Annotated in this window: 18 protein-coding genes; 10 read left to right on the forward strand and 8 right to left on the reverse strand. The window is 72.4% G+C overall.

Translation table 11 applies throughout. The annotated features are described in order from the left end of the window. The first annotated feature begins 88 nt into the window (after positions 1-88). From ABZ862_RS18235 to ABZ862_RS18245, 3 genes are read left to right on the forward strand one after another with little or no spacing between them, the layout of a single operon-like run. Positions 89-826 (forward strand): glycosyltransferase family 2 protein, encoded by a 738-nt coding sequence (locus ABZ862_RS18235; RefSeq protein WP_360959123.1) that lies wholly within the window; start codon positions 89-91, stop codon positions 824-826. Then, positions 823-1,443: a DUF2064 domain-containing protein gene (locus tag ABZ862_RS18240; protein WP_360959128.1), complete on the forward strand. Its 621-nt coding sequence runs from the start codon at positions 823-825 to the stop codon at positions 1,441-1,443. Before ABZ862_RS18235 ends, ABZ862_RS18240 begins: the two co-directional genes overlap by 4 nt. Next, positions 1,440-2,306 carry a class I SAM-dependent methyltransferase gene (locus ABZ862_RS18245; RefSeq protein ID WP_360959131.1) on the forward strand — a complete coding sequence of 289 codons (867 nt, stop codon included), beginning with the start codon at positions 1,440-1,442 and terminating at the stop codon, positions 2,304-2,306. Before ABZ862_RS18240 ends, ABZ862_RS18245 begins: the two co-directional genes overlap by 4 nt. A gap of 355 nt (positions 2,307-2,661) precedes the next feature. On the opposite strand, the gene ABZ862_RS18250 is transcribed toward ABZ862_RS18245, so the two are convergent. Then, positions 2,662-3,927, reverse strand: a complete 1,266-nt coding sequence (locus ABZ862_RS18250; RefSeq protein WP_360959133.1) for a molybdopterin-dependent oxidoreductase — start codon at positions 3,925-3,927, stop codon at positions 2,662-2,664. 170 nt (positions 3,928-4,097) lie between these two features. Here ABZ862_RS18250 and ABZ862_RS18255 point away from each other — a divergent pair, with 170 nt between their 5' ends. Further along, positions 4,098-5,489: a hypothetical protein gene (locus ABZ862_RS18255; protein WP_360959374.1), complete on the forward strand. Its 1,392-nt coding sequence runs from the start codon at positions 4,098-4,100 to the stop codon at positions 5,487-5,489. Positions 5,490-5,537: 48 nt separating this feature from the next. Here ABZ862_RS18255 and ABZ862_RS18260 read toward each other — a convergent pair whose 3' ends face one another. Both ABZ862_RS18260 and ABZ862_RS18265 read right to left on the reverse strand, forming a co-directional pair. Next, entirely contained in the window at positions 5,538-7,220 is a 1,683-nt protein-coding gene (locus tag ABZ862_RS18260; RefSeq protein ID WP_360959136.1) for a protein kinase, read from the reverse strand. Between the two features lie 391 nt (positions 7,221-7,611). Beyond that, positions 7,612-8,682: a glycoside hydrolase family 43 protein gene (locus ABZ862_RS18265; protein WP_360959138.1), complete on the reverse strand. Its 1,071-nt coding sequence runs from the start codon at positions 8,680-8,682 to the stop codon at positions 7,612-7,614. Between the two features lie 427 nt (positions 8,683-9,109). Here ABZ862_RS18265 and ABZ862_RS18270 point away from each other — a divergent pair, with 427 nt between their 5' ends. Next, the gene (locus tag ABZ862_RS18270) at positions 9,110-9,805 is read left to right on the forward strand and encodes a GNAT family N-acetyltransferase (protein ID WP_360959141.1); all 696 of its coding nucleotides are present in this window, start codon (positions 9,110-9,112) and stop codon (positions 9,803-9,805) included. 58 nt (positions 9,806-9,863) lie between these two features. Here the strand turns inward: ABZ862_RS18270 and ABZ862_RS18275 are convergent, their stop codons facing one another. Next, the gene (locus ABZ862_RS18275) at positions 9,864-10,349 is read right to left on the reverse strand and encodes an ATP-binding protein (RefSeq protein WP_360959144.1); all 486 of its coding nucleotides are present in this window, start codon (positions 10,347-10,349) and stop codon (positions 9,864-9,866) included. 142 nt (positions 10,350-10,491) lie between these two features. On the opposite strand from ABZ862_RS18275, the gene ABZ862_RS18280 reads away from it, so the two are divergent. The 4 genes from ABZ862_RS18280 to ABZ862_RS18295 all read left to right on the forward strand — a co-directional run bounded on the left by ABZ862_RS18280 (position 10,492) and on the right by ABZ862_RS18295 (position 17,413). Further along, on the forward strand, positions 10,492-11,361 hold the full coding sequence (locus ABZ862_RS18280) for a helix-turn-helix transcriptional regulator (RefSeq protein ID WP_360959147.1): 870 nt from the start codon (positions 10,492-10,494) through the stop codon (positions 11,359-11,361). Beyond that, positions 11,361-11,561 carry a DUF397 domain-containing protein gene (locus tag ABZ862_RS18285; RefSeq protein ID WP_360959150.1) on the forward strand — a complete coding sequence of 67 codons (201 nt, stop codon included), beginning with the start codon at positions 11,361-11,363 and terminating at the stop codon, positions 11,559-11,561. The genes ABZ862_RS18280 and ABZ862_RS18285 overlap by 1 nt, the downstream gene beginning before the upstream one ends. A gap of 526 nt (positions 11,562-12,087) precedes the next feature. Beyond that, entirely contained in the window at positions 12,088-14,106 is a 2,019-nt protein-coding gene (locus ABZ862_RS18290; protein ID WP_360959153.1) for a serine/threonine-protein kinase, read from the forward strand. Between the two features lie 55 nt (positions 14,107-14,161). Continuing rightward, entirely contained in the window at positions 14,162-17,413 is a 3,252-nt protein-coding gene (locus ABZ862_RS18295) for a BTAD domain-containing putative transcriptional regulator (RefSeq protein WP_360959156.1), read from the forward strand. Between the two features lie 52 nt (positions 17,414-17,465). Here ABZ862_RS18295 and ABZ862_RS18300 read toward each other — a convergent pair whose 3' ends face one another. Together ABZ862_RS18300 and ABZ862_RS18305 are read right to left on the reverse strand one after the other, a co-directional pair. Continuing rightward, on the reverse strand, positions 17,466-18,227 hold the full coding sequence (locus tag ABZ862_RS18300) for an ABC transporter permease (RefSeq protein WP_360959159.1): 762 nt from the start codon (positions 18,225-18,227) through the stop codon (positions 17,466-17,468). Continuing rightward, entirely contained in the window at positions 18,224-19,168 is a 945-nt protein-coding gene (locus tag ABZ862_RS18305; protein ID WP_360959161.1) for an ATP-binding cassette domain-containing protein, read from the reverse strand. Before ABZ862_RS18305 ends, ABZ862_RS18300 begins: the two co-directional genes overlap by 4 nt. 170 nt (positions 19,169-19,338) lie before the next feature. Between ABZ862_RS18305 and ABZ862_RS18310 the strand changes: the two genes are divergently transcribed. Next, entirely contained in the window at positions 19,339-19,722 is a 384-nt protein-coding gene (locus ABZ862_RS18310; RefSeq protein ID WP_360959164.1) for an antibiotic biosynthesis monooxygenase, read from the forward strand. Between the two features lie 525 nt (positions 19,723-20,247). On the opposite strand, the gene ABZ862_RS18315 is transcribed toward ABZ862_RS18310, so the two are convergent. Continuing rightward, the gene (locus ABZ862_RS18315) at positions 20,248-21,528 is read right to left on the reverse strand and encodes a HipA domain-containing protein (RefSeq protein WP_360959167.1); all 1,281 of its coding nucleotides are present in this window, start codon (positions 21,526-21,528) and stop codon (positions 20,248-20,250) included. Positions 21,529-21,560: 32 nt separating this feature from the next. Further along, positions 21,561-23,309, reverse strand: a complete 1,749-nt coding sequence (locus ABZ862_RS18320; RefSeq protein WP_360959170.1) for a DUF262 domain-containing protein — start codon at positions 23,307-23,309, stop codon at positions 21,561-21,563. Between the last annotated feature and the right edge of the window lie 459 nt (positions 23,310-23,768).

Genomic DNA, 23,768 nt, shown 5'->3' on the forward strand with positions numbered 1-23,768 from the left:
GGCGCACCGCCTCCCGGGCCCCGCCGGCCTCCGACGTCAGCGTTCCGTAAGGAGCCGAAGTCCGATATGTACCCCTCGTGTTCGTAGGGTGAACGCCGTGACCCTTTCATCCCCCTCAGACGTCGACATCGTCCTTCCGTGTCTGAACGAGGCCGAGGCACTGCCCTGGGTCCTCGCGCGCGTCCCGGACGGCTGGCGGGCCCTCGTGGTCGACAACGGTTCCACCGACGGCTCGGCCGGGATCGCCCGCGCGCTCGGCGCGACCGTGGTGCACGAACCGCGCCGGGGTTTCGGCGCGGCCTGTCACGCGGGGCTGACGGCCGCCGACGCGGAGGTCGTCTGCTTCTGCGACTGCGACGCCTCCCTCGACCCGTCACTGCTGGTGCCCTTCGTCGACGAGATCCGCGCGGGCACGGCCGACCTGGTCCTCGGACGCCGCCGGCCGCGCGCCCGGGGCGCCTGGCCCGTCCACGCCCGCGCGGGCAACCTGGCCCTCGCCCGGCTGCTGCGCGGCCGCACCGGCCTGCCCCTGCACGACCTCGGTCCGTTGCGGGCCGCCCGCCGGGCGCCGCTGCTCGCCCTCGGCCTCGGCGACCGGCGCAGCGGCTACCCGTTGCAGATGGTGGTGCGCGCGGCGGACGCGGGCTGGCGGATCACCGAGCACGACGTGCCGTATCTGCCGCGCACCGGCGCCTCGAAGGTGACGGGCACCTGGCGGGGCACCTGGCAGGCGGTACGGGACATGAGCCGTGTTCTCCGGGAGGAGCCGGCACCGGTCCGCGAGGTGCGCGCGGACGCGACCGTCCGTGAGGGGAGCGCCCGGTGACCACGCTGCTGGTGATCGCCAAGGAGCCGCTGCCGGGCCGGGTCAAGACCCGGCTCACCCCGCCGTTCACCCCCGTGGAGGCGGCCCGGCTCGCGGAGGCCGCCCTCGCCGACACCCTGCGGGCGGTCGCCGCCGTCCCGGCCGCACGGCGGGTCCTCGTCCTGGACGGTTCCCCGGGTGACTGGCTGCCGCCCGGCTTCGAGGTCGTGCCCCAGTGCGCGGGCGGTCTCGACGAGCGGCTGGCGGACGCCTTCTCGCACTGCTCCGGCCCGGCCCTGCTGATCGGCATGGACACCCCGCAGGTGACGCCCGGCCTGCTCACCGTCGACTTCGCGGACTGCGACGCGTACTGGGGCCCCGCCGAGGACGGCGGGTTCTGGGCTCTCGGGCTGGCCGAGCCCGATCCCGCGCTGGTACGGGGTGTGCCGATGTCGACGCCGGTGACCGGGGCGGTCCAGCGGGACCGGCTCGTCCGGGCCGGCCTGCGGGTGCGGGACCTGCCCCGGCTCCGGGACGTCGACACCGCCGCCGACGCCCACGCGGTCGCCGCCCTGGCCCCGGGCAGCCGGTTCGCCGGATGCCTGGCCCGGTACACGACGGCGGCGGGCCGCCGATGAGCACCACGGTCCCCCCGGGCGCCACCGTCCCCACGAGTACAACCGTCCCTACGAGCACCACCATTCCCACGAGTGCTGCCGTCCCCCCGTGGGCCGCCGCCGACTCCTACGCGGCGGCCCTGCGCACCGGCCGCGGCCCCCTGTTCCTGCGCCGTACCGACGGCTGGCTGCTGCCGCTGGAGGTGGAACGGTGGTGCGCGCGTGCGGACCCGGTCGACCGGGACGTGCTGGATCGCTGCGAGGGCACCGTGCTGGACATCGGCTGCGGTCCGGGGCGGCTGGTCGCGGAACTGGCCGCGCGGGGGCGGACCACCCTCGGCGTCGACGTGAGCGAGGCCGCGGTCGAACACACGGAACGGCTCGGAGGGCGGGCGCTGCGGCGCTCGGTGTTCGAGCCGCTGCCGGGCGAGGGCCGCTGGGACACCGTCCTGCTGATGGACGGCAACATCGGCATCGGGGGTGACCCTGCGGCGCTCCTCGACCGGGTGGCCGGGCTCCTGCGTCCGCGGGGACTGCTGCTGGCCGAGACCGCGCCGGTGGACGTCGACGAGCGCCTGCACGTCCAGCTCACCGACGCCCGCTCCCCCGTCCACGCCCACGCTCTCGCCTCGGTCGGCACCGGCGCGGGCGCGCCCTTCCCGTGGGCACGGCTCGGCACCCCGGCCCTGCTGCGGTACGCCCGGGGGTGGGAGCCGGCCGGCCGGTGGTCGGCCGGCGGCCGTCACTTCCTCGCCCTGCGCAGCCGCGGCACCCGCAGCAGCCGTAGCGCCAGCAGCAACGCGGAACCGCCGAAGAGGACGGCGGTGATCAGCAGCCAGCGGGCCGTGAAGCCGTCCGGCGACAGGCCCGTGGCCGACCGGTAGCGCCGGTCGACCGTGCCGCTGATCAGCGGGAACCAGACCAGGAGCAGCAGCCCGGAGAGGGCGGCCGGGACCCGCAGGTACATCGTCCGCGGACCGAGCCGTCCCGCGACGGCTCGGTCCGCCGCCGCGTACAGGGGCAGCAGGACGAGGTCGTGGAGCAGCGCCGCCCCCACGATCCACAGGGCCACGCCGAACCAGTCGTCTTCGAGCAGTCGTACGCCCGCGTAGGCGGCCGGAGCGAACGAGGCGCCGAGCAGCAGGAGCTGGAAGGGATTCCCGACAGGAATCCGCCGCAGCCCCGGCAGACGGGGCAGGCGGGGCGCGCGGCGCGCGCGGGGCGGGTGCGGGCGGGGCATCACAGGTCTCCGAACGTCAGCCGGGCCACCCACTTGGTGTTCAGCACGCCGGGCGCGGCCGGCACGATGATCCGGGCCGGGTGGCCGTGGTCGGGGGACAGGTCCTCGCCGTTGACGTACAGGGCGAGCAGGGAGCGCGGGTCGGCGACCTGGTTGGCGCGCAGGGCCGCACGGCGGAAGGCGCCGTGCCGCTGGAGGGACTCGACGAGCAGGTCCGGGGGATCGCCGTCGTGGCCGACGAGCGCGGCGAGGTCGCGCAGCCGTACGCCGCGCCACCACTGGTCGGACGTCGACCAGCCCTCGACGCAGGCGATGGGCAACGCCGAACTGTGCAGGGGGAGTCCGGCGAGCTGGGCCCGGCTGAGGCGGACCGTGCCGGTGCGTCCGGTGACGACGAGCCGCCAGGCGTCCTCGCTCGTCTCCACCGGGTCGATACCGGCGTACACGGCGGTCTTGTTGATCTGGAAGCCGTTCGGGCCGGTGGCCGGGTCGGCCCCGCCGTGCGGTGCGAGGAGGGCGGTGCCGCGCAGCCCGTCGAAGCTGCGGCCGGCCGTGGTCAGGAACAGCAGCAGCGAGCCGCCGCCGACGGACCACAGCGCGCCGCGCCGGGAGACGGTGGGCTCGGCGGGGTCCGGGGACACCAGCTCGTCCCTCTCCTCCCGGACGTCCTTCTCCTCCCCGACGTTCCTCTCCTCCCGCAGGCGCCGCACATTGCGCAGCGCCATGGGCGTCTTCAGCAGCGCGTGGGCCGTGAAGGCGGCGAAGAACACCCACGCGCCGTAGAAGTGCAGCGGGTAGAAGGAGCCCGGGAAGACGTAGTCGAGCTGGACGTTCAGGACGCCGGTCACGAACTCGAACAGGCCGCCCCCGACGAGCAGCAGCAGGGAGAGCCGTTCCAGGGCGTGGGCGAGGGAACGGGCCGGCGGCAGCGTGAACAGCCTCGGCACCACCGACCACAGCTTGGCCAGCAGGACGGGGATCAGGGTGATGCCGAGCGTGACGTGGACGCCCTGGGTGAGCCGGTAGAGCCAGTACGGGTGCGTCGGCCAGGCGAAGAGGTAGAAGCCGAGGATCCCCTTGTCCGGTGTCTTGTCGTTCACCGGGGACAGGCCCGGGTTGTAGGCGGCGTAGGAGGCCAGGCCCGTCACGAACAGCACGGTGATGCCGACGAGCAGGACGAGGCCCAGGACCGAGGTGAACCAGGGGCCGCGCAGGGGGCTGCGCCAGAAACGGGGGGAGAAGGGGAGTCGCGGATCGTCTCGCATGGGCCGACCGTAGGCCCGCGAACCGGCCGGGAGGGCCCCGCGACCTGTGACGAAACGCTGACGTCCGGCCCGGAGCGCGGGCTGCCGCGGTCCGGTCGGCCTAGCGTGCCGGTGTGACCCGCACTCTGCCTTCCCCGTCCTCCGCCGAGGAACGTGCCCCGCGCTCCGGCATCCTCGTCGCGCGCCGTCTCCGCCGTGATCTGTACGCCGTCGCGGCCGCCGCCGTGCTGGTGACGGCGGCCGTCCTGATCGGCCGCCACATCCAGCACACCGCTCACACGCTCTTCGTCGGCTGGCCGCCGCTGGCGGCGTCCTGGGGACCGCATCTGGGTCCCGGCACCCCGGCGGCCGTACTCGTCGCGGCCGCCACCGTGACGTACGGTCCCGTCCTCGCCGCCCGGCTGTCCTGGCGGGCCCTGCTCCCGGCGGCCTGGGCCACGTCACTGGCCTGGATCGTCGGCCTGGCCCTGATCGACGGCTGGCAGCGCGGCATCGCCGTCCGTCTCACCACCCACAACGAGTACCTCCAGGTCATCGACCGCTTCCACGACATCCCGGCCACCGTGCGGGACTTCACCCACCACATCCTGATCCAGTCCCCCGGCCACTGGCCCGCCCATGTCGCCGGCCATCCGCCGGCCGCCACCCTCACCTTCGTCCTGCTGGACCGGATCGGGCTGCGGGGCGGCGGCTGGGCCGGCACCTGGTGCGTCACGGTGGGCGCGACGGCGTGCGTGGCGGTGCTGGTCGCCGTCCGTGCCCTGGCAGGCGAGCACCTGGCCCGGCGCGCGGCCCCCTTCCTGGTCCTGGCACCGGCCGCGGTGTGGCTGGGCACGTCGGCGGACGCGTACTTCGCGGCGGTGGCGGCGTGGTCGGTGGCGCTGCTCGCACTGGCCGTGACCAGGGGTTCCCTGGCGGCGGCCGGGGCGGCCGGGCTGCTGTTCGGCCTGACCTGCCACCTCTCCTACGGCCTCACGCTCGTCGCGCTGATCGGCGCGGCGGTGCTGTGGCTGGGGCGGCGCGGGGTGCGGGAGCGGCCGGTGCTGCCGGTCGTCCTCCTCGCCGGAGCGGCCGTCGTCCCGGCGGTGTTCACGCTCGCCGGGTTCGACTGGTGGGAGGCGTACCGGCTGCTGGTGACCCGGTACGGGCAGGGCGCGGGAGGCGTACGGCCGTACGGGTACTGGGTGTGGGCCAACCTCGCGTGCACGGTCCTGATCACGGGCCTGGCGACGGCGGCGGGGCTGCGGCGCGCCGGGGCCGTGCTGCTGCCGCGGCGCACCGGGGCCTCGGTGCCGCAGACCGGTTCCGGGACCGTCCTGCCGCGGCCCGGTTCCGTGGACCGCGACGCCGTGCGCCTCGCCTTCCTCGTGGCCGCCGCCCTGCTCGCCCTGCTGGTCGCCGACCTCTCCGGGATGAGCAAGGCGGAGACGGAACGCATCTGGCTGCCCTTCGCGATGTGGCTCCTCGCGTCGGGCGCGTTCCTCGACCGTCCCCGTGTCTGGCTCACCGCCCAGGCGGTGCTCGCGCTGCTGCTCAACCACCTGCTGATGACGGGCTGGTGACGCACCCGCTGATGGAGGACCGGTGGCCGCGGCTGCCGGCCGCCCGGCTCAGTGCTGCGTGTTCGCCGCCCAGAGGACGGTCGAGCCGTCCATGATCGTGATGTTCCCGTCGCTCTGCAGGATCAGCCGTGCGGTGGGGTGGCCCGGAGTGTTGCTCGCCCACACCGCGTTGTGCTCGGCGTCGTACACCACGAGGTTGCCGTCGGGCTGGAACGCGGCGAGGGCGCCCTTGCCGCTGGTGTCGGTGCTCCAGCGGGCCTGGTTGTTCTCGTCGTAGGCGACGAGGTTGCCGTCCCGCTGGAAGACGAGGCTGATCCTCGCCGCCACGGCCTCCGCGCCGGGCTCCAGGTTCAGGGGTGCGTCGAAGTCCTTCTCCGCCGGAGGGTCCGCCGGGGTGTCCGAGGGGGTGTCCGACGGGGAGGTGTCGGGAGCGGACGGGGAGGGGGACGGTGATTCCGACGGGGGCAGCGTCTTCCCGGCCGGTGTGGCGTCGGCCCGGGAGGACGTGGCGTGCGCCCCGCCGCCGGCGCGCGCGTCGTGCTGTCCGTCCTGCCAGGGATGCAGGACCAGCAGGCCCGCCGTGACGGCACCCGCGGCCACGGCTCCGCCGATCCACCAGAGGCTCTTGCCGCGCAGACCGCGGACGGGCGCTCCGGCGGAGGCGTGGTCGCCCGTCCGCGGGTCCGTTCCGGTCTCCGTCGGCCGACTCGCGGCGAAGTACGTCCCGTGCGGCCCGGCGGACGGGAGGACGTCGGTGGGCGTCGCCCCCTGCGGGGGGTACCCGAAAGCGGGGGTCGCCGGAGTCGCCGAGCCGGGAGCGAGCACCGAGGTGGCGTCCGGATCCGTGGGCCAGGCGCCCGGGACCAGGGCCGCGTCGTGCTCCCCGGGGGTGGCGGCGATCCGGCGGTAGGCGGGATCCTCCAGCAGGGACGCGTGGGGCTGGCACGCCTCGAGGATCTCGGCCGGGGTCGGCCGGCGGGCGGGGTCCCGGTCCAGGCAGGCGGCGATCACCTCGGCCAGGTGCGGGTCGACCCCTTCGAGATCGGGGGTGCCGTGGACGACACGGTAGGAGACCGCGGGCGAGGATCCCTCGCCGTAGGGGGCCCGGCCCGTGGCGGCGTAGGCCAGGGTGGCGCCCAGCGAGAACACGTCGGCGGCGGGTCCCACCGCTTCGCCCTTCAGTGCCTCGGGGGACATGAAGCCGGGGGTTCCGGCGACCTGGCCCACCTGGGTGAGCGCGGTCTGGTCGTCGTGCCGTGCGATGCCGAAGTCTATGAGCTGCGGGCCGACGGGCGACAGGATGATGTTCTGCGGTTTGACGTCGCGGTGCAGGATGCCGTGGACATGGATGTCGGACAGCCCCTCGGCGAGTGCCGCCATGAGCCCGAAGCTCAACGGCACCGGCAGAGCGCCGAACTGCTGCACGGCGGCGTCCAGCGTGCTGCCGGGCACGTACTCGGTGGCGAACCAGTAGGGCGGAGAGTCCAGTTCGCAGTCGATCAGCGAGGCGCTGTAGGCGCTGCGTACCGTGCTCAGGGCCCGCACCTCGCGGCGGAACCGCTCCAGGGCGCCGTCCGCGTGCTGGATGCGGCCGCTGACGACCTTGATCGCGACAGGGCGGCCGCCGGGGGTGCTGCCGAAGTAGACGATGCCCATGCCGCCCTCCCCGAGACGGCTGGTGAGGCGGTAGCGGCCGATCCGGCCGGGGTCGGCTTCGGTGAGAGGGTGCACGCGCGGGACTCCTCCTACGTGGTCTGCGCACTCGCCCTTCTGTCCTGCGCGGCAGCGGGCTGGCGGTCTGCGGCGGCGCGTCCACCGGCCGGGACGTCCGGGCGCGGTGGCAGATGACCGCGCGGGCGTCCCGGTGATCGCGTCGACGATCGAATGGGTCGAGTCAGTGATCGAGTCAACGACCGAGTCGGTGATTGCCAGTCAGGACAGTACAAGGTTTCAACTAGTTCAGTGCCCAGGACGGGTGCTTCGCTCCGCGTGTCCGGCTTGAACACCGTCCGGGAGGAATGAAGTTGATGCCCCTATGGACGCGGGTGCGGGACGACGGGGCAGTCCGCGGGGGCCGCGCAGCCCGCCATGGGCGGCTGCGCGGCCCCCTCCGACGCCGCCGTCACTCGAAGAACTTCAGGCTCCACCCGGTGTCGGTGGTGGAACCGGGCACGTTGGCGCGGCTGTAGGTGGTGTTGCCCCACCAGCAGAACGAGCCGGTGTACCAGTAACGGTTGTCCCAGGAGTACGGGGTGCCCTTGGGGACGGCGTGGAACATCAGGGGGAACGTGGGTCCGGCGGGCGGGCTGGTGCTGATGTCGCCGTCGAGCAGGACGAAGCTGTGGTGCCCGGGGCCGTTGACGTTGAGGGTGGGGTCCCAGCCGGACATCATCGTGGCGCGGTTGGAGCCGAAGAGGCAGCCGTTGGACTTGTACCAGTCCCATACGTACGTCGGGTCGCCGCCGGACCGGAGACGGAGGTCGGCGAGGCAGTACTGGTCGCTCCAGCTGCCGTTCGCGGAGTACACGATGTGCAGCTGCCCGTTCGGGTCCTTGATCGCCTCCGGCCCCTCGTTGATGTACGGGTTGCCGACCACCCGCTCCCAGCTCTCGCGCGGCTGCGAGATGACGTACCGCGCGCCGGTCGGCGTGGCGGGATCGCTCATCCGGGCGATGTAGAGGTTCTGCTCGACGTTGGTGTCACCGGCCCAGCCGGACCAGACGAACCAGCGCTGCCCGTTGAAGGTGAACAGGGTGCCGTCGATGGCCCACTTGTCGTCGGGGAGGGCCAGTTTCTGTTCCGCGCCGTATCCGCTGTCCGGGCTTGCGGAACTGATCACGTACATCCGGTGGGCCGCTCCGCTGCCCGCGGTGAAGTAGATGTAGTAGCGGCCGCCGTCCCGGACGAGTTCCGGTGCCCAGACCTCGCCGAGACCCCGGGTGTCCGACCAGACCTGCCGGGCGGTGGCCGAGTCCAGCGCGGCCGTCGAGGACGCCTGGCGCACGGCGATGCCGCCGCCGGTCGACTGCACCGAGATGTAGGTGCTGCCGACCCGGATCACGCTCGGGTCGGCGGCCCGCAGCCCGGTCTGGGCCGCGTCGGCGGATCCGGCGGAGGTGAGGAAGAGCCCGGCGGCGAGGACGCCGGAGAGCGCGCATCCGGCGACGCCCGACAACAAGCGAGTCAGTCTCATGGTCCCGTTCCCTGCTCGGCCTCCGTACGGACGCCGTGGCGGCGGGACCCGCGCCCGCACCGTGACGGCGTCCGGGCAGAGCCGCGTCGGAGGCGGCTGGGGGGAACGGCCCTGCCCGCCGGGCCGCGGTGAGAGCGCTCTCAGGACACCGAAACGGCTCTGAACATGTCAACCCGGTCGGCGGAAATCTACACCTGCGGCACGGGGTGACGCTGCCGCTGAGCCCTCGGCGTGTTGATCGATCGCCCGGGAGGTGCGGCCTGTCGGCCGTGGCCGGGAGCCGCGGATGAGGCACCCGGCTGGAGGGCCTGTCCGAGATGCGATGATCGGGCGGACGGACGCCGTCGGCGCACCGGCCCCGCCAGGCCGGTCCGCGGACGGCCCCGGACCAGCACCGGACCCCGGAAAGGTGAGGCGCGGACACACCATGCCCAAGGGACACGCCACCGCCGTACTCGACGATCCGGTGGGCGAGTCGCTGCGCGGCCGTCACGCCCACCTGGCGCGCCGCACCGGCCGGGCCGCCACCTACCTGCCGGAGGTCGCGACCTTCGCCGCGCCACCGTCCGGTCCCGGCCCGGCGGACTGGGCCGACCTGGCCCGGCTGCTCGGCCGTGGCGCGTTCGCCGACCTGTTCAGCTGCCCGGCGACGCCGCCTCGGGACTGGGAGCCGGTGTTCGTCCTCGACGGTCGGCAACTGATCTGGACCGGCGCCCGCGGCCCCGCGCAGCCGGACACCGGCGTGGTCGAACTGGGCGCGGCCGACGTCCCGGAGATGCTCGCACTGACCGCGCGGACACAGCCGGGACCGTTCTGGCCCCGCACCCGGGAGCTCGGCACCTACCTGGGCGTCCGCGAGGGCGGCACCCTGGTCGCGATGGCGGGCGAACGGCTGCGTCCGCCGGGCTGGACGGAGATCAGCGCGGTCTGCACGGCCCCCGAGGCACGCGGCCGGGGCCACGCCGCCCGCCTGGTGAACACGCTCGTCTCCCGCATCCGCTCCCGCGACGAACGCCCGTTCCTGCACGTCGCGGAGACGAACACGGGGGCGAGGGCCCTCTACGACCGCCTCGGCTTCGAGCCCCGCAGAACCGTGACGTTCCGCGGCTTCCGGACACCGTGAGGCACCGCCCGCTGCGGCACACAGGTCGGTAGCTTCCGGTCCAGCGGCTCGCCCTCTTTCAACGGGCCGCTTCGCCCCGCCAGAGGCAGTCCGCCCAGACCGTCTTGCCTCCGGGGTGGTGGGGCTCGCAGCCCCAGGCGTCCGCGAGGGACTCGACGAGCAGCAGGCCCCGCCCCGACTCGCCGTCCGCCTCGGCCACCGGCCTCGGCCGGGGCGGGCGCTCGCCGCGCGCGTCGGTGACCTCGATCCGGAGCACCGGACCCGTCAGGGTCAGCGCCAGCCGCGCGCTCCGGCCCGCCGCCCGGCCGTGCACGGCCGCGTTGGCGGTCAGTTCCGCGATGATCAGCGAGACCGTGGCCGTGCTCCCGTCGTCCGGTTCGGGGCGGTCCCGCTCCCCCACGAGCCAGCTCACGGCGGCGTGCCGTGCGGTGTGCGCGCCCTTCGCGGTCGTGGGGAACAGGGTGCTGAAGTGGCGGGCGACGACGGTCGGTTCACCGGGTGCGGTGACGATTTCCTGGTTCACCTCACCGAGGGTGACGGACATGACCTACTTTGTGGAGCGTACGAGGCGGTACGCAGGGTGACTGTCCCGGCACGGACGGTACGGCTGTACCGGCGTACGCCCATGACCCGGGCGGGCGTTCAGCCGTTCCTCCTCAGCACAGGAAACAGGGTGGTGGTACGGCATGGCAGCACAGTCGAACCCGGGGGCTCCCACGAACGAGGAGACCGAGGGTACGGACGAGGTCGCCGACCTCTTCCGCGCCCTCGGCCGGCAGATCCGCGTCGCCCGCGAACGCGCCGGGCTGAGCCGGAAGGAACTCGGCGACCGCATCGGCTACGGCGAGGAGACGATCTCCTCCGTCGAACGGGGCCGGAGGACACCTCAGCCGGAACTGCTGGTCGCGGTGGACCGGGAGCTGGACTGCGGGGGTCTGCTGGAAGCGGCCGCGGAGGACGTGGAGCGGGCCAAGAGCCGACGGCGGGTCCGGCATCCGGAGTGGTTCCGGGACTACGCGCGTCTGGAGGCGGAGGCGGTGGAGCTCTGCTTCTACAGCACGCTGACCATGCCGGGACTCTTGCAGACAAGGGCGTACGCGCAAACCCTCTTCACGGCCCGGCGTCCGCTCCTCGACGAAGAGACCATCGAGCAGCGGGCGGCCGCACGGCTCGACCGCCAGCAGATCCTGACCTGCTGGCCTCCGCCCATGGTGACCGCGCTCATCGAGGAGTCGGTGCTGCTGCGGGAGATCGGGGGCCGCGCAGTGCAGCGGGAGCAGATGCGCCACCTGCTGGAGATGGGGCGGCTCCGTAATGTGGAGATCCAGGTACTGCCGCTGAAATGCGAGGGGCACGCAGGCATGGAGGGGCCGTTCGTCCTCCTCACACCGAAGGGCAAACCCCAGGTCGGATACGGAGAGTTCCAGAGCGTCAACCGTCTGATCACAGATCCCGAACAGGTCCGTATGCTGGCCGCACGCTACGGAAGCATCCGAGGGCAGGCTCTCAACCCGGCTGAGTCCTCAGCCCTGATCGAGAAGCTGCTGGGAGACTGATGAACAACCAACAGCCCGCCAAGCGCAACTGGTTCAAAAGCACGTACAGCGGCGGAGACGGCGGCGAATGCGTCGAGGTCGCCGCCGGCCCGGCCGCCATACGCGTACGGGACTCCAAGGAACGCGGCCGCGCCCAGATCGCGTTCACGCGGGGCGCCTGGTCCGGGTTCGTCACGGGCCTCGGCCGGGACCGGATCTGACCGACCCGCCCGAGGCCACGGTCCCCCACCCGGTGGCGGGTCCTCGCCGCCGGCTCACGTGCCAAGTCCGCAACGATTGTTGACGGAGATCACCAAAGAGCGCCGAAGAGCGACATTCCGGCTGTCCCTGGGGTTACGGGAGGCATAAGCTGCGGCTCGCAGCAAGATCGGACGGTCGTGGGAGGGGGGCCGCTCATGACGGGGGCGACGGAGCGGCACGCCGGTGCCGTCGGCGCGCTCGGTGTGATGGGCGGAACCGGCGGGACCTGTGAGGTGTTAGCCCGGCGCGCGTCGGTGTCCGCCGCGCGGGCGGCGCGTCCGGACCGGGCTCACCGGCATCAGGGGTCCTGAACCGCACCCCTCTATGCCGTCTTCCGGACACCCGGCGCGGACCGCCCCTGCCACCCGCTCGGCCGTGGGGCGCTGACGTCCCGCCGTGCGCGGCGACGCCCGCGCCACCACCGGCCCTCCCCCAGCACGGCCCCCGAGCCGCACCACTGTCAGTTCTCAGTTCAAGGAAACACTCGTGAGCGAAACCGCCCCCGGCGGCAGAGTCCAGCCTGCGCGCCCCGGCGATCCCGCCCGTATCGGCCCGTTCCGTATCGTCGGCCGGCTCGGCGCCGGAGGCATGGGGACCGTGCACGCCGCACTCGCGGACGACGGAATGCGCGTGGCGGTGAAGGTGATTCACCCCGAGCAGGCGCAGGAGCCCGAGTTCCGGGCGCGTTTCAAGCGCGAGGTGGAGCTGTCGTCGCGCGTCTCCGGCCCGCACCTGGTGCCGCTGCTGGCCGCCGATCCGGACGCGCCGACCCCGTGGCTGGCCACGGCCTACGTTCCCGGGCCGACGCTCAACCAGCACATCACCGCGCGGGGCCCGCTCACGGAGAACGCCCTGTACGCCTTCGCCGTCGCCACCGCGCAGGCCCTGGCCGCCATCCACGCCGCCGGGGTGACGCACCGCGACGTGAAGCCGCAGAACGTGCTGCTCACGCCGGACGGCCCCCGGGTGCTGGACTTCGGCATCGCGCACGCCGCCGACACCACCAGCGTCACCCGGACCGGGGTGATGACCGGCACGCCCGGCTGGATCAGCCCGGAGCAGTACCGCCAGGGCACCGCGGGTCCGGCGGGCGACGTGTTCGCGTGGGGCGCGCTCGTGGCGTACGCCGCCACCGGGCGGCTGCCGTTCGGGACCGGGGCACCGGATGTGGTGGCGTTCCGGGCGATGTCGGGCGAGTACGACCTGGACGGTGTCCCGGCGGCCCTGCGTACGGTGGTCGAGCGGGCCCTGTCGCAGGAACCGGACGACCGCCCGTCGGCCGCCGAGGCGGCGCAGGAGTGCGCGGGTGCGCTGGCCGTCCAGGCCACGCAGGTGGGGGACGCGGGCGGCGCCAGGTCCGCGACGGTCGTGGACATGGTCGCCGCCGTCTGGGACGTACCGGCGGCTGACGACCCGACGTGGCGGCAGCCCGCGGTACCGGCGGCGAACCCGGGCGCGGGCGGCCGTCGTTCGAAGAAACGGCTCATGGGTGCCGTGGTCCTGGCGGCAGGTGTCGTCGGCGGCCTCGCCGGAGGGGTGGCGGCGCTGCTGCCGGGCGACACGGGGAGCAACAGCGGGGCGGCATCGTCGGTCTCCGCGTCCGGAGCCGCGCGGCCGTCGGCGAGCGCCACGGCGGCGGCGAAGCAGGAGACGGGGACCGGCGGCTCGGCGACGGCGGCCAGCTGGCGCGAGGCGCGGGCGGCGCAGGGCACCGGCGAGCACGACGTGGCGCGCTCGCTCATGCATGACGAGGGCGAAGTCGCCGTCGTGGACCTGAGCGACTACGCCGACTTCACCCCGGAAGCCGTACGGTTCCATCCCTCGCGCAAGGAGGTCTACTTCTCGTACCGGCTGACCGCCGGGGAGGAGGACGCGATGTACGCGGAGACCAAGATCGCGCAGAACATGTGCCTGTCGGTGCGGGACGCGGTCCTCCGCCTCCACCCGGACCTGCCGTACCGCACATATGTCATGGTGAAGGAGGAGACCGGTCAGGATCCGCAGGTGACCTGGCAGGACGACTTCGTCACCGACGCCGACTGCAAGACGGCCGCCGACGTGGGAACCACGCAGGACCCCGGCACCGGGACGGACGACTGGCAGCCGGACGAGGGCGGCCTCGGCCAGGCGATGATCCCCAGCACCGACAGCGCCGAGATCCGCGTCGCGGACGCGGCGGCCCGGAAGATCATCACGCGGTCGAACTCCATGCGCCAGTCCCTCGGCACCGACCGCGTGCTCGGCAACAGCCAGATCAAGGTGGGCTTCGACCCCATCGACTCCGCGATGTACGTCTGGTCGGAGTACACCGGCTGGGACCAGGAGGCGACCGGCACCTGGGCGGAGATGGCCGCGGGCGTGGCCTGCCAGGCCCTCGTGAGCGAACGCGCGAACACGGGCACCGCATGGCCGTACGCCCGCTACGCGGTGGCCGAACTCGGCTCCACGACCTACGAGATGGTCCGCTGGGACACGGCCACCTCGGCGGCGGACTGCCCTTCCTGAGCGGCCGGTGGGTCTCGGTCCCACCGCGTCGCACGGCACATGCCAGAATCAGCGGGTGCTGATCGGGGTGCTGGGGCCGTTGGAGGTCCGCGCGGGGGACGGCGGACCGGTCGACGTGCCGGGCGCACGGCTGCGGGCGCTGCTGGTCGCTCTCGCGCTCAGGCCGGGCCAGGTGGTCCCGAGGGCGTCGCTGGTCGACTGGATCTGGGGCGAGCAGCCGCCCGCCGACGCGGCGAACGCCTTGCAGCGCCTGGTCTCCCGGCTCCGGAAGGCGGTGCCGGAGGCGGTGATCGAGGGGCGGGCGGACGGTTACCGGCTGGCGGTGGAGCCCGACGCCGTGGACGCCGTACGGTTCGAACGCCTCGTCGGCGCGGCCCGGGCCGACAGCGGGGACGGCGGGGGCACGGGCGGTGCCGGGCGGGTGGGGCTGCTGCGTGAGGCGCTCGGGCTGTGGCGCGGGGAGGCGCTGCGGGACGTGGGGCTGCGGGACAGTGCCGCGCTCGACGCCGCGGCCGTACGGCTGGAGGAGCTGCGCCTGACCGTCGTGGAGGAGCGGGCCGACGCGGAGGCCGCTCTCGGGCGCGGTGCGGAGCTGGTCACGGAGCTGACGGACCTGGTGGCCGCGCATCCGCTGCGGGAGCGGCTGGCCGGCGCGCTGATGCGCGCCCTCGTCGCGGCCGGCCGGGACAGTGAGGCGCTGCTGGTGTACGACCGCACCCGGGAGGCCCTCGCCGACGCCCTGGGCGCCGACCCCTCGCCTGAACTGGCCGCACTGCACGTCGCGTTGCTGCGGGGCGGGTCGAGGCGGCGGGAGGAGAGCGACCGCAGGACCAATCTGCGGGCCGAACTCACCACCTTCGTGGGCCGGGAGGCAGACGTCGCAGCGGTGCGCGGGCTCCTCGCGGGGCACCGGCTCACCACGCTGATCGGGCCGGGCGGCGCGGGGAAGACGAGGCTGGCCACGGAGACCGCGCGCACGCTGCTCGGTGAACTGCCCGACGGGGTATGGCTGGTGGAGCTCGCCGCCGTCGGTGCGGACGGCGGTGCGGCCGATGTGGCGCAGTCCACGCTGACCGGACTCGGTCTGCGGGACGCGCTGTTCGGCGGTGCGCCGGGCACGGAGCCGGCGGACCGGACCACCGTGCTGACCGACCGTCTCGTCGCCGCCGTGCGCGAGCGGGAGGCACTGCTGATCCTGGACAACTGCGAGCATGTGATCGAGCCCGCCGCGGTGTTCGCCGACCGGGTGCTCGGTGAGTGCCGGCGGCTGCGGATCCTGGCGACGAGCCGGGAACCGCTCGGCATCACCGGCGAGGCGCTGTGGCAGGTCGAACCGCTGGCCCTGCCGGAGCGGGACGCGAGCCCGGACGGGATCGGCTCCTCCTCCGCCGTACGGCTGCTGCGGGACCGGGCCGGGGCGGTGAGCGCCGGTCTGCCCGCCGACGCCGCCACGCTGGCGACGATGGCACGCGTCTGCCGGGCGCTGGACGGGATGCCGCTGGCGATCGAGCTGGCCGCGGCCCGGTTGCGCACCATGTCCGTCGACCAGCTCGCCCACCGGCTCGACGACCGGTTCCGCCTGCTGACCGGCGGCAGCCGGACCGCGCTGCCCCGGCACAAGACGCTGCGCGCGGCCGTCGACTGGAGCTGGGAGCTGCTCACCGACGCCGAACGGACCGTGCTGCGGCGTCTGTCGGTGTTCTCCGGCGGGGCGGGTCTGGAAGCCGCGGAACGGGTCTGCGCGGGTGACGGGTACCACGGGGACGGCGCGGTCGGGCGGGACGAGGTGTTCGAGCTGCTCACCGCGCTCGCGGAGAAGTCGCTGCTGCGCGCCGAGCGCGACACCACCGGCATCGATACCGGCACGAACGCCGGCACCGGCAGCCCGCGTTACCGCATGATCGGGACGATCAGGGAGTACGCCGCCCAGCGCCTCGCGGAGGCGGGGGAGGCACAGGCGGCGCGCCGCGCCCACCTGGCCTGCTTCACGGAGCTGGCCGAGACCGCGGAGCCGCATCTGCGCCGCGCGGAGCAACTGGAGTGGCTGGCCACGCTGGAGGCCGAGCACGACAACATCGGCGCGGCGATGCGCGGCGCGCTCGCGGCGGGCGAGGCGCAGGCGGCGATGCGGCTGGCGGCGGGCGCGGGCTGGTACTGGTGGCTCAGCGGGCACCGCACCGAGGGCATGGAACTGATCACCGCGGCCACCCGGACGCCCGGTGAGGTGACCGACGAGGTCCGGGCCATGGCGTACGCGCTGCTGGTGCAGTTCGTGAGCGACGGGCGGGGCGACGAGCGGGAGGCGGCGACATGGATCCGCGAGGCGCACCGGCTCGGCCTGCGCAGCAGCAGCCGCTCCCCGCTGATGGGGCTCGTCGGCGCCCTGGAACGTCTGCTGCGGGCGCCCGGCCCGTCCGCGTTCGAACCGCTGCTCGGCAGCGAGGACCCCTGGGTGCGGGCGCTGGCACGACTTCAGACGGGCAAGATGCGGATCGTGCTCGGCCAGGGCGGGCGGGACGCGGACGCGTATCTGGAGGCGGCGCTCGCCGAGTTCCGGGTGATCGGGGAGCGGTTCGGGATCTCGTTCGCGTTGAGCGAGCTGGCGGACCGGATGGCCGTGCGCGGCGAGTTCGCCGCCGCGTGCGGTCACATCGAGGAGGCGATCGAGGTCGTCACCAAGGTGGGGGCCACCGAGGACGTCATCCGGTTGCGTACCCAGCAGGCGCGGCTCTACCGGCTGCTGGGCGACGAGGACGCCTGCGCGGCCTCCGTGGCCGAGGCGGACCGATGCGCGCAGCGGGTCACCTGGCCTGACGCGCTGGCCGAGTTGGCCCTCGCCAAGGCGGAACTCGCCCGGTGGGGCGGCGACGCCGAGGAGACGCGCGGGCAACTCGGCGTCGTGGCGGCCGTACTGGGTGACGAGGCGCGGCAGCCGCACTTCCGCGCGGTGACGCACGATCTGCTCGGCTATCTCTCCGAGGACCTCGGCGAGGTACGGGCGCACCGCGCGGCGGCCTGCGAGGCGGCGGCCGAGACGGGGTACGTACTGCTGATCGCGCAGGTGCTCGTCGGGGTCGCGGACCTGGCGCTGCGCCGCGGCGAGGACGAGCAGGCCGTCCGGCTGCTCGCGGCGAGCACGGCGCTGCGCGGGCTGCCGGACCGCTCGCACCCGGACGGGGCGCGTATCGAGCAGAGCGCACGGCGCCGCCTGGGCGACACGCGGTTCGCCGAGGCGGCCCGGGAGGGGGCGCGGGAGGGGACCCGGACCGGCTGGTCCCGGCTGGCCGGGGTCACGCTCGCTCCCTGACCGCCGGGCCCCCGGGATCACCCGCGCCGCACGCTCGGCCGTACACACGTCCTCACGCGCGCTTCTTGAACGTGGAGACCGCCCACGCGTACCCGATGACGGAGAGCCCCGCGCACCAGGCGACGGCCGCGATCGCGTCGCCGCTCGACGGGTGGCCCGCCAGCAGTCCGCGCAGTGTCTCGATGATCGGTGTGAAGGGCTGGTACTGCGCGAACTGTCGCACGCCGGCGCCCATGGTGTCCGCGGGCACGATCGCACTGCTGAGGAAGGGCAGCATGACCAGCGGCACGGTGGCGAGGCCCGCCGACTCCGCGGTCTTCGCGGCCAGCCCGAGGGCGACGGTGAGCCAGCTGGTGGCGAAGGTGAGCAGGGTGATCAGCCCCAGCACGCCGAGCCAGTCGAGGGCGTCGGCGGGCGGGTCGAACCCGAGGGCGTAGGCGACGCCGACGATGGCCGCGCAGGCCACCAGACAGCGCACCGTGGTGACGACGACCTGCCCGGTCAGTACGGCGCCGCGGGAGACGTCCATGGCCTTGAACCGGTTGATGACGCCCTTGCGCATGTCGTCGTTCACGGCCGCCGAGGTGGACCCGAGGCCGTAGCTGACGGCCATGACGAGCATGCCCGGGGTCGCGTAGTCGATGTAGTCCTCGCCGACGCTGAAGGCGCCGCCGAGCACCTTGACGAACATCAGCATGAGCACGATCGGGAAGAGGACCGCGTTGAAGACGACGAGCGGGTTGCGCAGGGTGTGCCTGAGATTGCGGCGCAGCATGATCAGCGAGTCGCCGAACGCCGTCGATACGTTGTTCACCGGGAGACCGCCTCTGCGCTGGGACGCCCGGTGAGGGCGAGGAAGACATCGTCGAGATCCGGGGTGTGCACGGAGAACTCCAGGGCGTCGATGAGGTGTTCGTCGAGCCGGTCCAGCAGGGCCCGCAGCGACCGGGACCGGCCGTCGCTGGGCACCCGCAGGGTCAGCTCCTGGTCGTCGCGGGCGGGCCCTGCCTCGGCGAAGGCCCTCGCCGCCGTGTCGAGGTCGCCGGGATCGGCGAAGCGCAGCCGGACGTGGGTGCCGGGGATCTGCCGCTTGAGCTCCTCGGGGGTGCCCTGGGCGACGAGACGGCCCTGGTCGAGCACCGCGATCCGGTCGGCGAGCTGGTCGGCCTCCTCGAGGTACTGGGTGGTGAGGAAGACGGTGGTGCCGTCGGCGACGAGTTCGCGGACGATCCCCCACATCGTGCGGCGGCTGCGCGGGTCGAGGCCGGTCGTCGGTTCGTCCAGGAAGATGACCTGCGGGCTGCCGACCAGCGTCATCGCCAGGTCCAGCTTGCGGCGCATACCGCCGGAGTAGGTGGAGGCCAGGGCGTCCGCCGACTCCGTCAGGTCGAACCGCTCCAGCAGCCGCCCGACCACCTGATCGGCGGGGCGCACCCGCTTCAGGTCGGCCATCAGCCGCAGGTTCTCCCGCCCCGACAGCAGTTCGTCGACGGCGGCGAACTGTCCGGTCACGCCGATGGCCGCGCGCACCTGCCTGGTCTCCGTCGCCACGTCGTGCCCGGCGACGCTCACCTCCCCGGCGTCGGCCTTCAGCAGCGTCGCGAGGACGTTCACCGTGGTCGTCTTGCCGGCCCCGTTCGGCCCGAGCAGGGAGAACACCGATCCCGGGGCGACCTCGAAGCCGATGCCGTCGAGCACGGCCTTGTCGCCGTATGCCTTGCGCAGTCCGGAGACTGCGATCGCGGAACTCTTCATGCCCCCACGGTGCCGACCTGCCCTGACACCGCCCTGTCACCCCGCTGACACGACCGCTGACACGACGGCCGGTCTCCTGAGTTCCGATCCGCACAAACGGAGTTGTGAACGTACCCGGGTGCGCGAGATCGTCTGAGGCGACACTGTCGCGCCACCTGCCGGAGGACCCCGTGACCGATCCCGTGACCGATCCCGTGACCGATCCCGTGACCCGTCCCGCACCCGCGTCGCTGCCCGCCCCGCCCTACTACGCCGTGGTGTTCACCGCCGTACGGACGGCGGGCGACAACGGTTACGCGGAGGCCGACGAGCGGTTGATGAAACTGGCCACCGACCAGCCGGGGTTCCTCGGTGTCGATTCCGCCCGCGGCACGGACGGCCTGGGGATCACGGTGTCGTACTGGAGGGACGAGGACTCGATCGCCGCGTGGCGCAACCACGCGGAGCACGTCCTGGTCCGTGCGCAGGGACGCGAGCAGTGGTACGCCTCGCTCTCCGTCCACGTGGCCAAGGTCGAACGCGCCTACGGGTCCACCCGCCCGGCAGACCGGTAGGCGCCGGGACAGATCCCTCAGGCCCAGGTGACGGACTGATCGTCGGCCAGGGCCAGGTCGGCCGCACGCCGACCCCGGAATCCAGGTAGATCAGCCGGAAGCGGAGCCTGCGGCGGGCGACGGGCAGGTTCGGATCCGCGGCACCTGCCCACTGAGCCGAGGTCCGCGTCTCCACGCCGCCATGCTGCTTGTGCGGGCCGAGGAGGTTGAGCGGACCCCGTCGGATGAACGGGTGATCAGCACCGGACTCGCCGGGGACGGTGCGGCCGCAGAGGGGGCCGCCGGGCAGATGGGCGAAGTGACACACCTTCCGGTAACGGTAACGGCCGCTCAGCTTGCCACTGCAACAGTCGAGTCGGCATCCGCGCCAGTGGGTACGGTCCGGGTGCTGTCTGCGGCAAGCGTCCGGTTCCGCGGTGTCCGTGGACATGATCAGCGGGTGGTCGGATGCGCACCGGCGGTCAGCGCCGTCCGGACGAGACGGTGGTCGTGGAGAACGGGGGCTGCTCATGTGATGCGGGTCTCTCAGACAGCGGGCAAACCCTTGCGGAGCCGGGTGACCGACTCCCGGATCCAGGCGGTGACCGCTCGCCGGACGTCCGGCACCTCGCTCAGCAGATGCTCATGTGCCGGCCATGCCTGCGAAACGTCCTCTGCCGTTCTCACGGCGATCTCCGCGAGTCCGGCGCCTGTGGTGCCGAACCGGTGGCCGAGGCGGCGTTCGAGGCGTACGAAGGAAGCCGCGCTCACGGCCTCGAACCGCTTGCTGCCCCCGAGCTTGAGACCAAGATCCTCCACCTCGTCGGAAGGGGTGTAAGGGATGGTGGATACCAGGTCGTAGGCGGGTGACAGCGCCGGGGTGATCTGATCGCGGTAGATCAGGGACCAGTTCTTCAGGTGCGCGTCCCCGTTCCCGATGGCGACGGAGAAGGCGATGCGCCGGGCCGTCTCCCGCAACGCCGACAGGTCGCGGCCGCGGTAGGCGTAGGAGGCGACCGTCTCGAACGACGAGTTGTACTTGTCGATCGGGTAGACGTCCTTCACCTGGGCGAAATCCTCGATGTGGATGCGCGCGCGGCCCGGCTGCGGGGAGCGGTCGAATCGCCGTACCGCATATGCCCACTCCTCACCATTGGGCCACATACGGTCGGGAACGTTGTCCAGTTCGTCCCGGTGCACCAGCCGGACGTCAGGCACGTCCAGTCCCACATGGCCAGCGAGGGCCATCATCGCGAATTCGTTGCGCGGTACGTGGGGATGACGATAGTCGGGAAACTTCACCAGCCAGTCCCCCAGTCTCCCACCGGCAGGAACCGTCAGGCGATCGCCCTGGGCCAGCATGGAGAACTTCAGGGCGACTCCCGCCAAGGAGAACCTCCAGGGCGACTCTCCGTCGGCGAAGCGCGCGGAACTGTCGGCCTTCCGCGCGACACCGCTCTCGCTCCATTCCCAGCCGTCGTCCGGCCCGTCCGCGGGAAGCACCTGTACCGCGCCCGGCAGGTCATGCCCCACCTGGGCGAGCAACTCCATCTCCCGGTCCAGGGCAACTCCGCGGTCCTGAGCGATCCACTCCCGCAGCGGGCCCTCCGGAAGCAGATTGGAGAACCAGCGGGGCAGCCGAAGAGCCGCGGCGTACGAACCGGTCAGGATCTCCTCGAAGCGCAGGCCGAGCACCGGCCTGGCCGGGTTCTCCACGTAGGACTGGTTCAGGACGAAGCGAGTGTGGTCGCCCCGCTGGCAGAGCGTGCCCACTCGTACGCCGTGGAGCAGCACGGCATGGAAGACCTCCGGCAGACGACCGCTCATGGCCATCCCTTCGCTTATCAGGATCCTGCAGACTAACGAAGCCGGTCGTCGGAGAAGTCGGTCTCCGGCTCGTTCTCCTCTTCGTCCGTGTCGTCGAGGTCCAGTCCGTCAAGGGACGGCGTGTCTTCGTAACTCCATTCGGTCATGCGTGCGAGGAAGTCGTCCAACTGGTCACGGACGCGCGTCTGACGTGCCTCGAGAAAACCGATCCGGTCTCCGCGCGCAAGTGCATCGAGGGCGTGGTCGTCGAGGAGGTGCGACTTGACGACCTCCCGCCAAGTGGCTTCATCGAGATCGATACGAGGCTCCACGAGCATGCCGGAGATCTCGGACGGCAGATCCTCGCCGAACGGCAGGAAGAGTCTGTTGGCCGCCCACAGGCGCTTGCCCTTCTCACCCGGGTCGTTCAGTCGGGGAAAGACGTACGGGGTGGCGCTCACCGGTGTCTGCTCGTCGCCGAGAACGCTGGACAGGCTCTGCACGTCCACCGGGACACCCGAGGCGAGAGAACGGGGGCGCAGAGACCACCACGCGCTGAGCACGATCTTCGCCGTGGCTTCGTTCGTGCGGAAGCGGTCCGGGTTGGGACGGGCGTGCACGGCGTCCTTCATCGTATCCAGAAGCGCCTGGAGAGAACCCTCTTCGTCGCCCGGTCTGATCTTGTTGCTCAAGATGCGGCTGAACTGCGTGAAGCTGCCCTTGAAGACCGACGGACCGGCGATGGACAGGCGCCAGAAGAGGCGTCGCAGCAGCCTCAGGCTGTTGGGCGTCGGTTCCGGGAAGTGTGCGAAGAACCGGGTGAGGACGACGAGCTGGGCCCGGTAGGGCAGCAGGGCGATGTGCGGCACCCCCGCTGTCTCGATGAGGAACATGACGGCACGCACCAGAGCCTCTTCGGCCTCCTGGTACGCCGTCTGCTCGTCCTCCAGGAACTCGAGCTGCAAGCGCCGGGACTCGGCGCTGAACTCCGTCCGGATGTCCCGCATGGGGTCCGGGCCGCGCCGTGCCAGGAACGCCGCGAGAATGGTGTTGACATCGATGGTTCCGAACAGCGTACGGGTGGCCACATTGTCCGCGATACGGGAGAAGTCCAGCCGTCCTTCCCGGCCCTCCTCGCTGCCCGAGTTCAGTGCGGTGAAGATCTCCGCCCGGTTCAGCCGCCGACCGTAGTTGTTCATCCTGTCGAAGATGTCCGTCAGGATGTGCAGGTCGTCCTGACGGACGAGGTAGGCGGGGACCTTGTACTGGCGGAGCTTGGTGGAGACCTCCTCTGCCTTGTCGTAGTAGTCCTCCACTTCCGGTCCCTGAGTCCGGAACCAGGTCAGCAGGCGCCGGCCGTCGAAAAGCGTGGGGACATCGATGTGGTGAGGCTCCAGACCGTACCGAGGCGTTTCCACGAACTCGCCCCGGGCCAGGTCGTAGACCACGTTGAACGGCTCATGTTTGTTGCCCTCGGGGCTCAGTGCGTTCGCCAGGCTGGTCAGACGCTGCTGGCCGTCCACCACCCAGAGTGCCTCGTCGTGCGCCGGCGCCTCGATGGACAGCTGCCCCAGCTTGATCGTCTCCGCCGGAGACTTCCGCACCCACAGCAACAGATTGCCCACCGGGTAGCCGCAGACGATGCTGTCGAAGAGCCTCAGCACATCCTTGGCCTGCCAGCGGAAGCCGCGCTGGAAATGCGGCACCCTGATCCGGCCCTGCCAGGCCCACGGGACGAGCTCGCCGAGTTCGTAGGTGGTGGCGGTCGGCTGCGTCGAGAGGCCCGGGGCGGTCTCGGACATTCCTACTCCTGTGGGGTCCAGGTGGGGTGGTTCGGATCAGGTGGGCGACGGTACAGAGGCCGGAGGCTCGGTCATGATGATTGTGCCTTCTGAGCGGAAGATCGCGCCGTCATCCACATGGTTGACCACGGTGCCGTGAGCAGGCCTCGGAGCCGACGATGGCAGAGTCCACGCGGAACTCTTCTGCCACGGGGGTGCATCGGTGACCTCGATGCGGTGGCGGTCCGGGGGCTACAGCAAGGTCATGCGGAAGTCCCTGCCGGGAGACGGCCGTAGGCCGGTACCAGTAGGTTTCCGCTGTGCGGATCCCTTTCCGGTGGCCCCGGCCCGAACCCGCCGTGCACCGTTTCGGTGCAGTGGGCTCTCCAGTGGCTGAACCGCCCACGCATGTGCTGCGAGCGCCTGCCAACCCGCCGCGCCTGGGTTGAGTCACCATCGTCAGTGCTGGATGGGATCATC

It is taken from the genome of Streptomyces sp. NPDC047000, from assembly GCF_040644295.1.
In the GTDB taxonomy this organism is placed as follows: Bacteria; Actinomycetota; Actinomycetes; order Streptomycetales; family Streptomycetaceae; genus Streptomyces.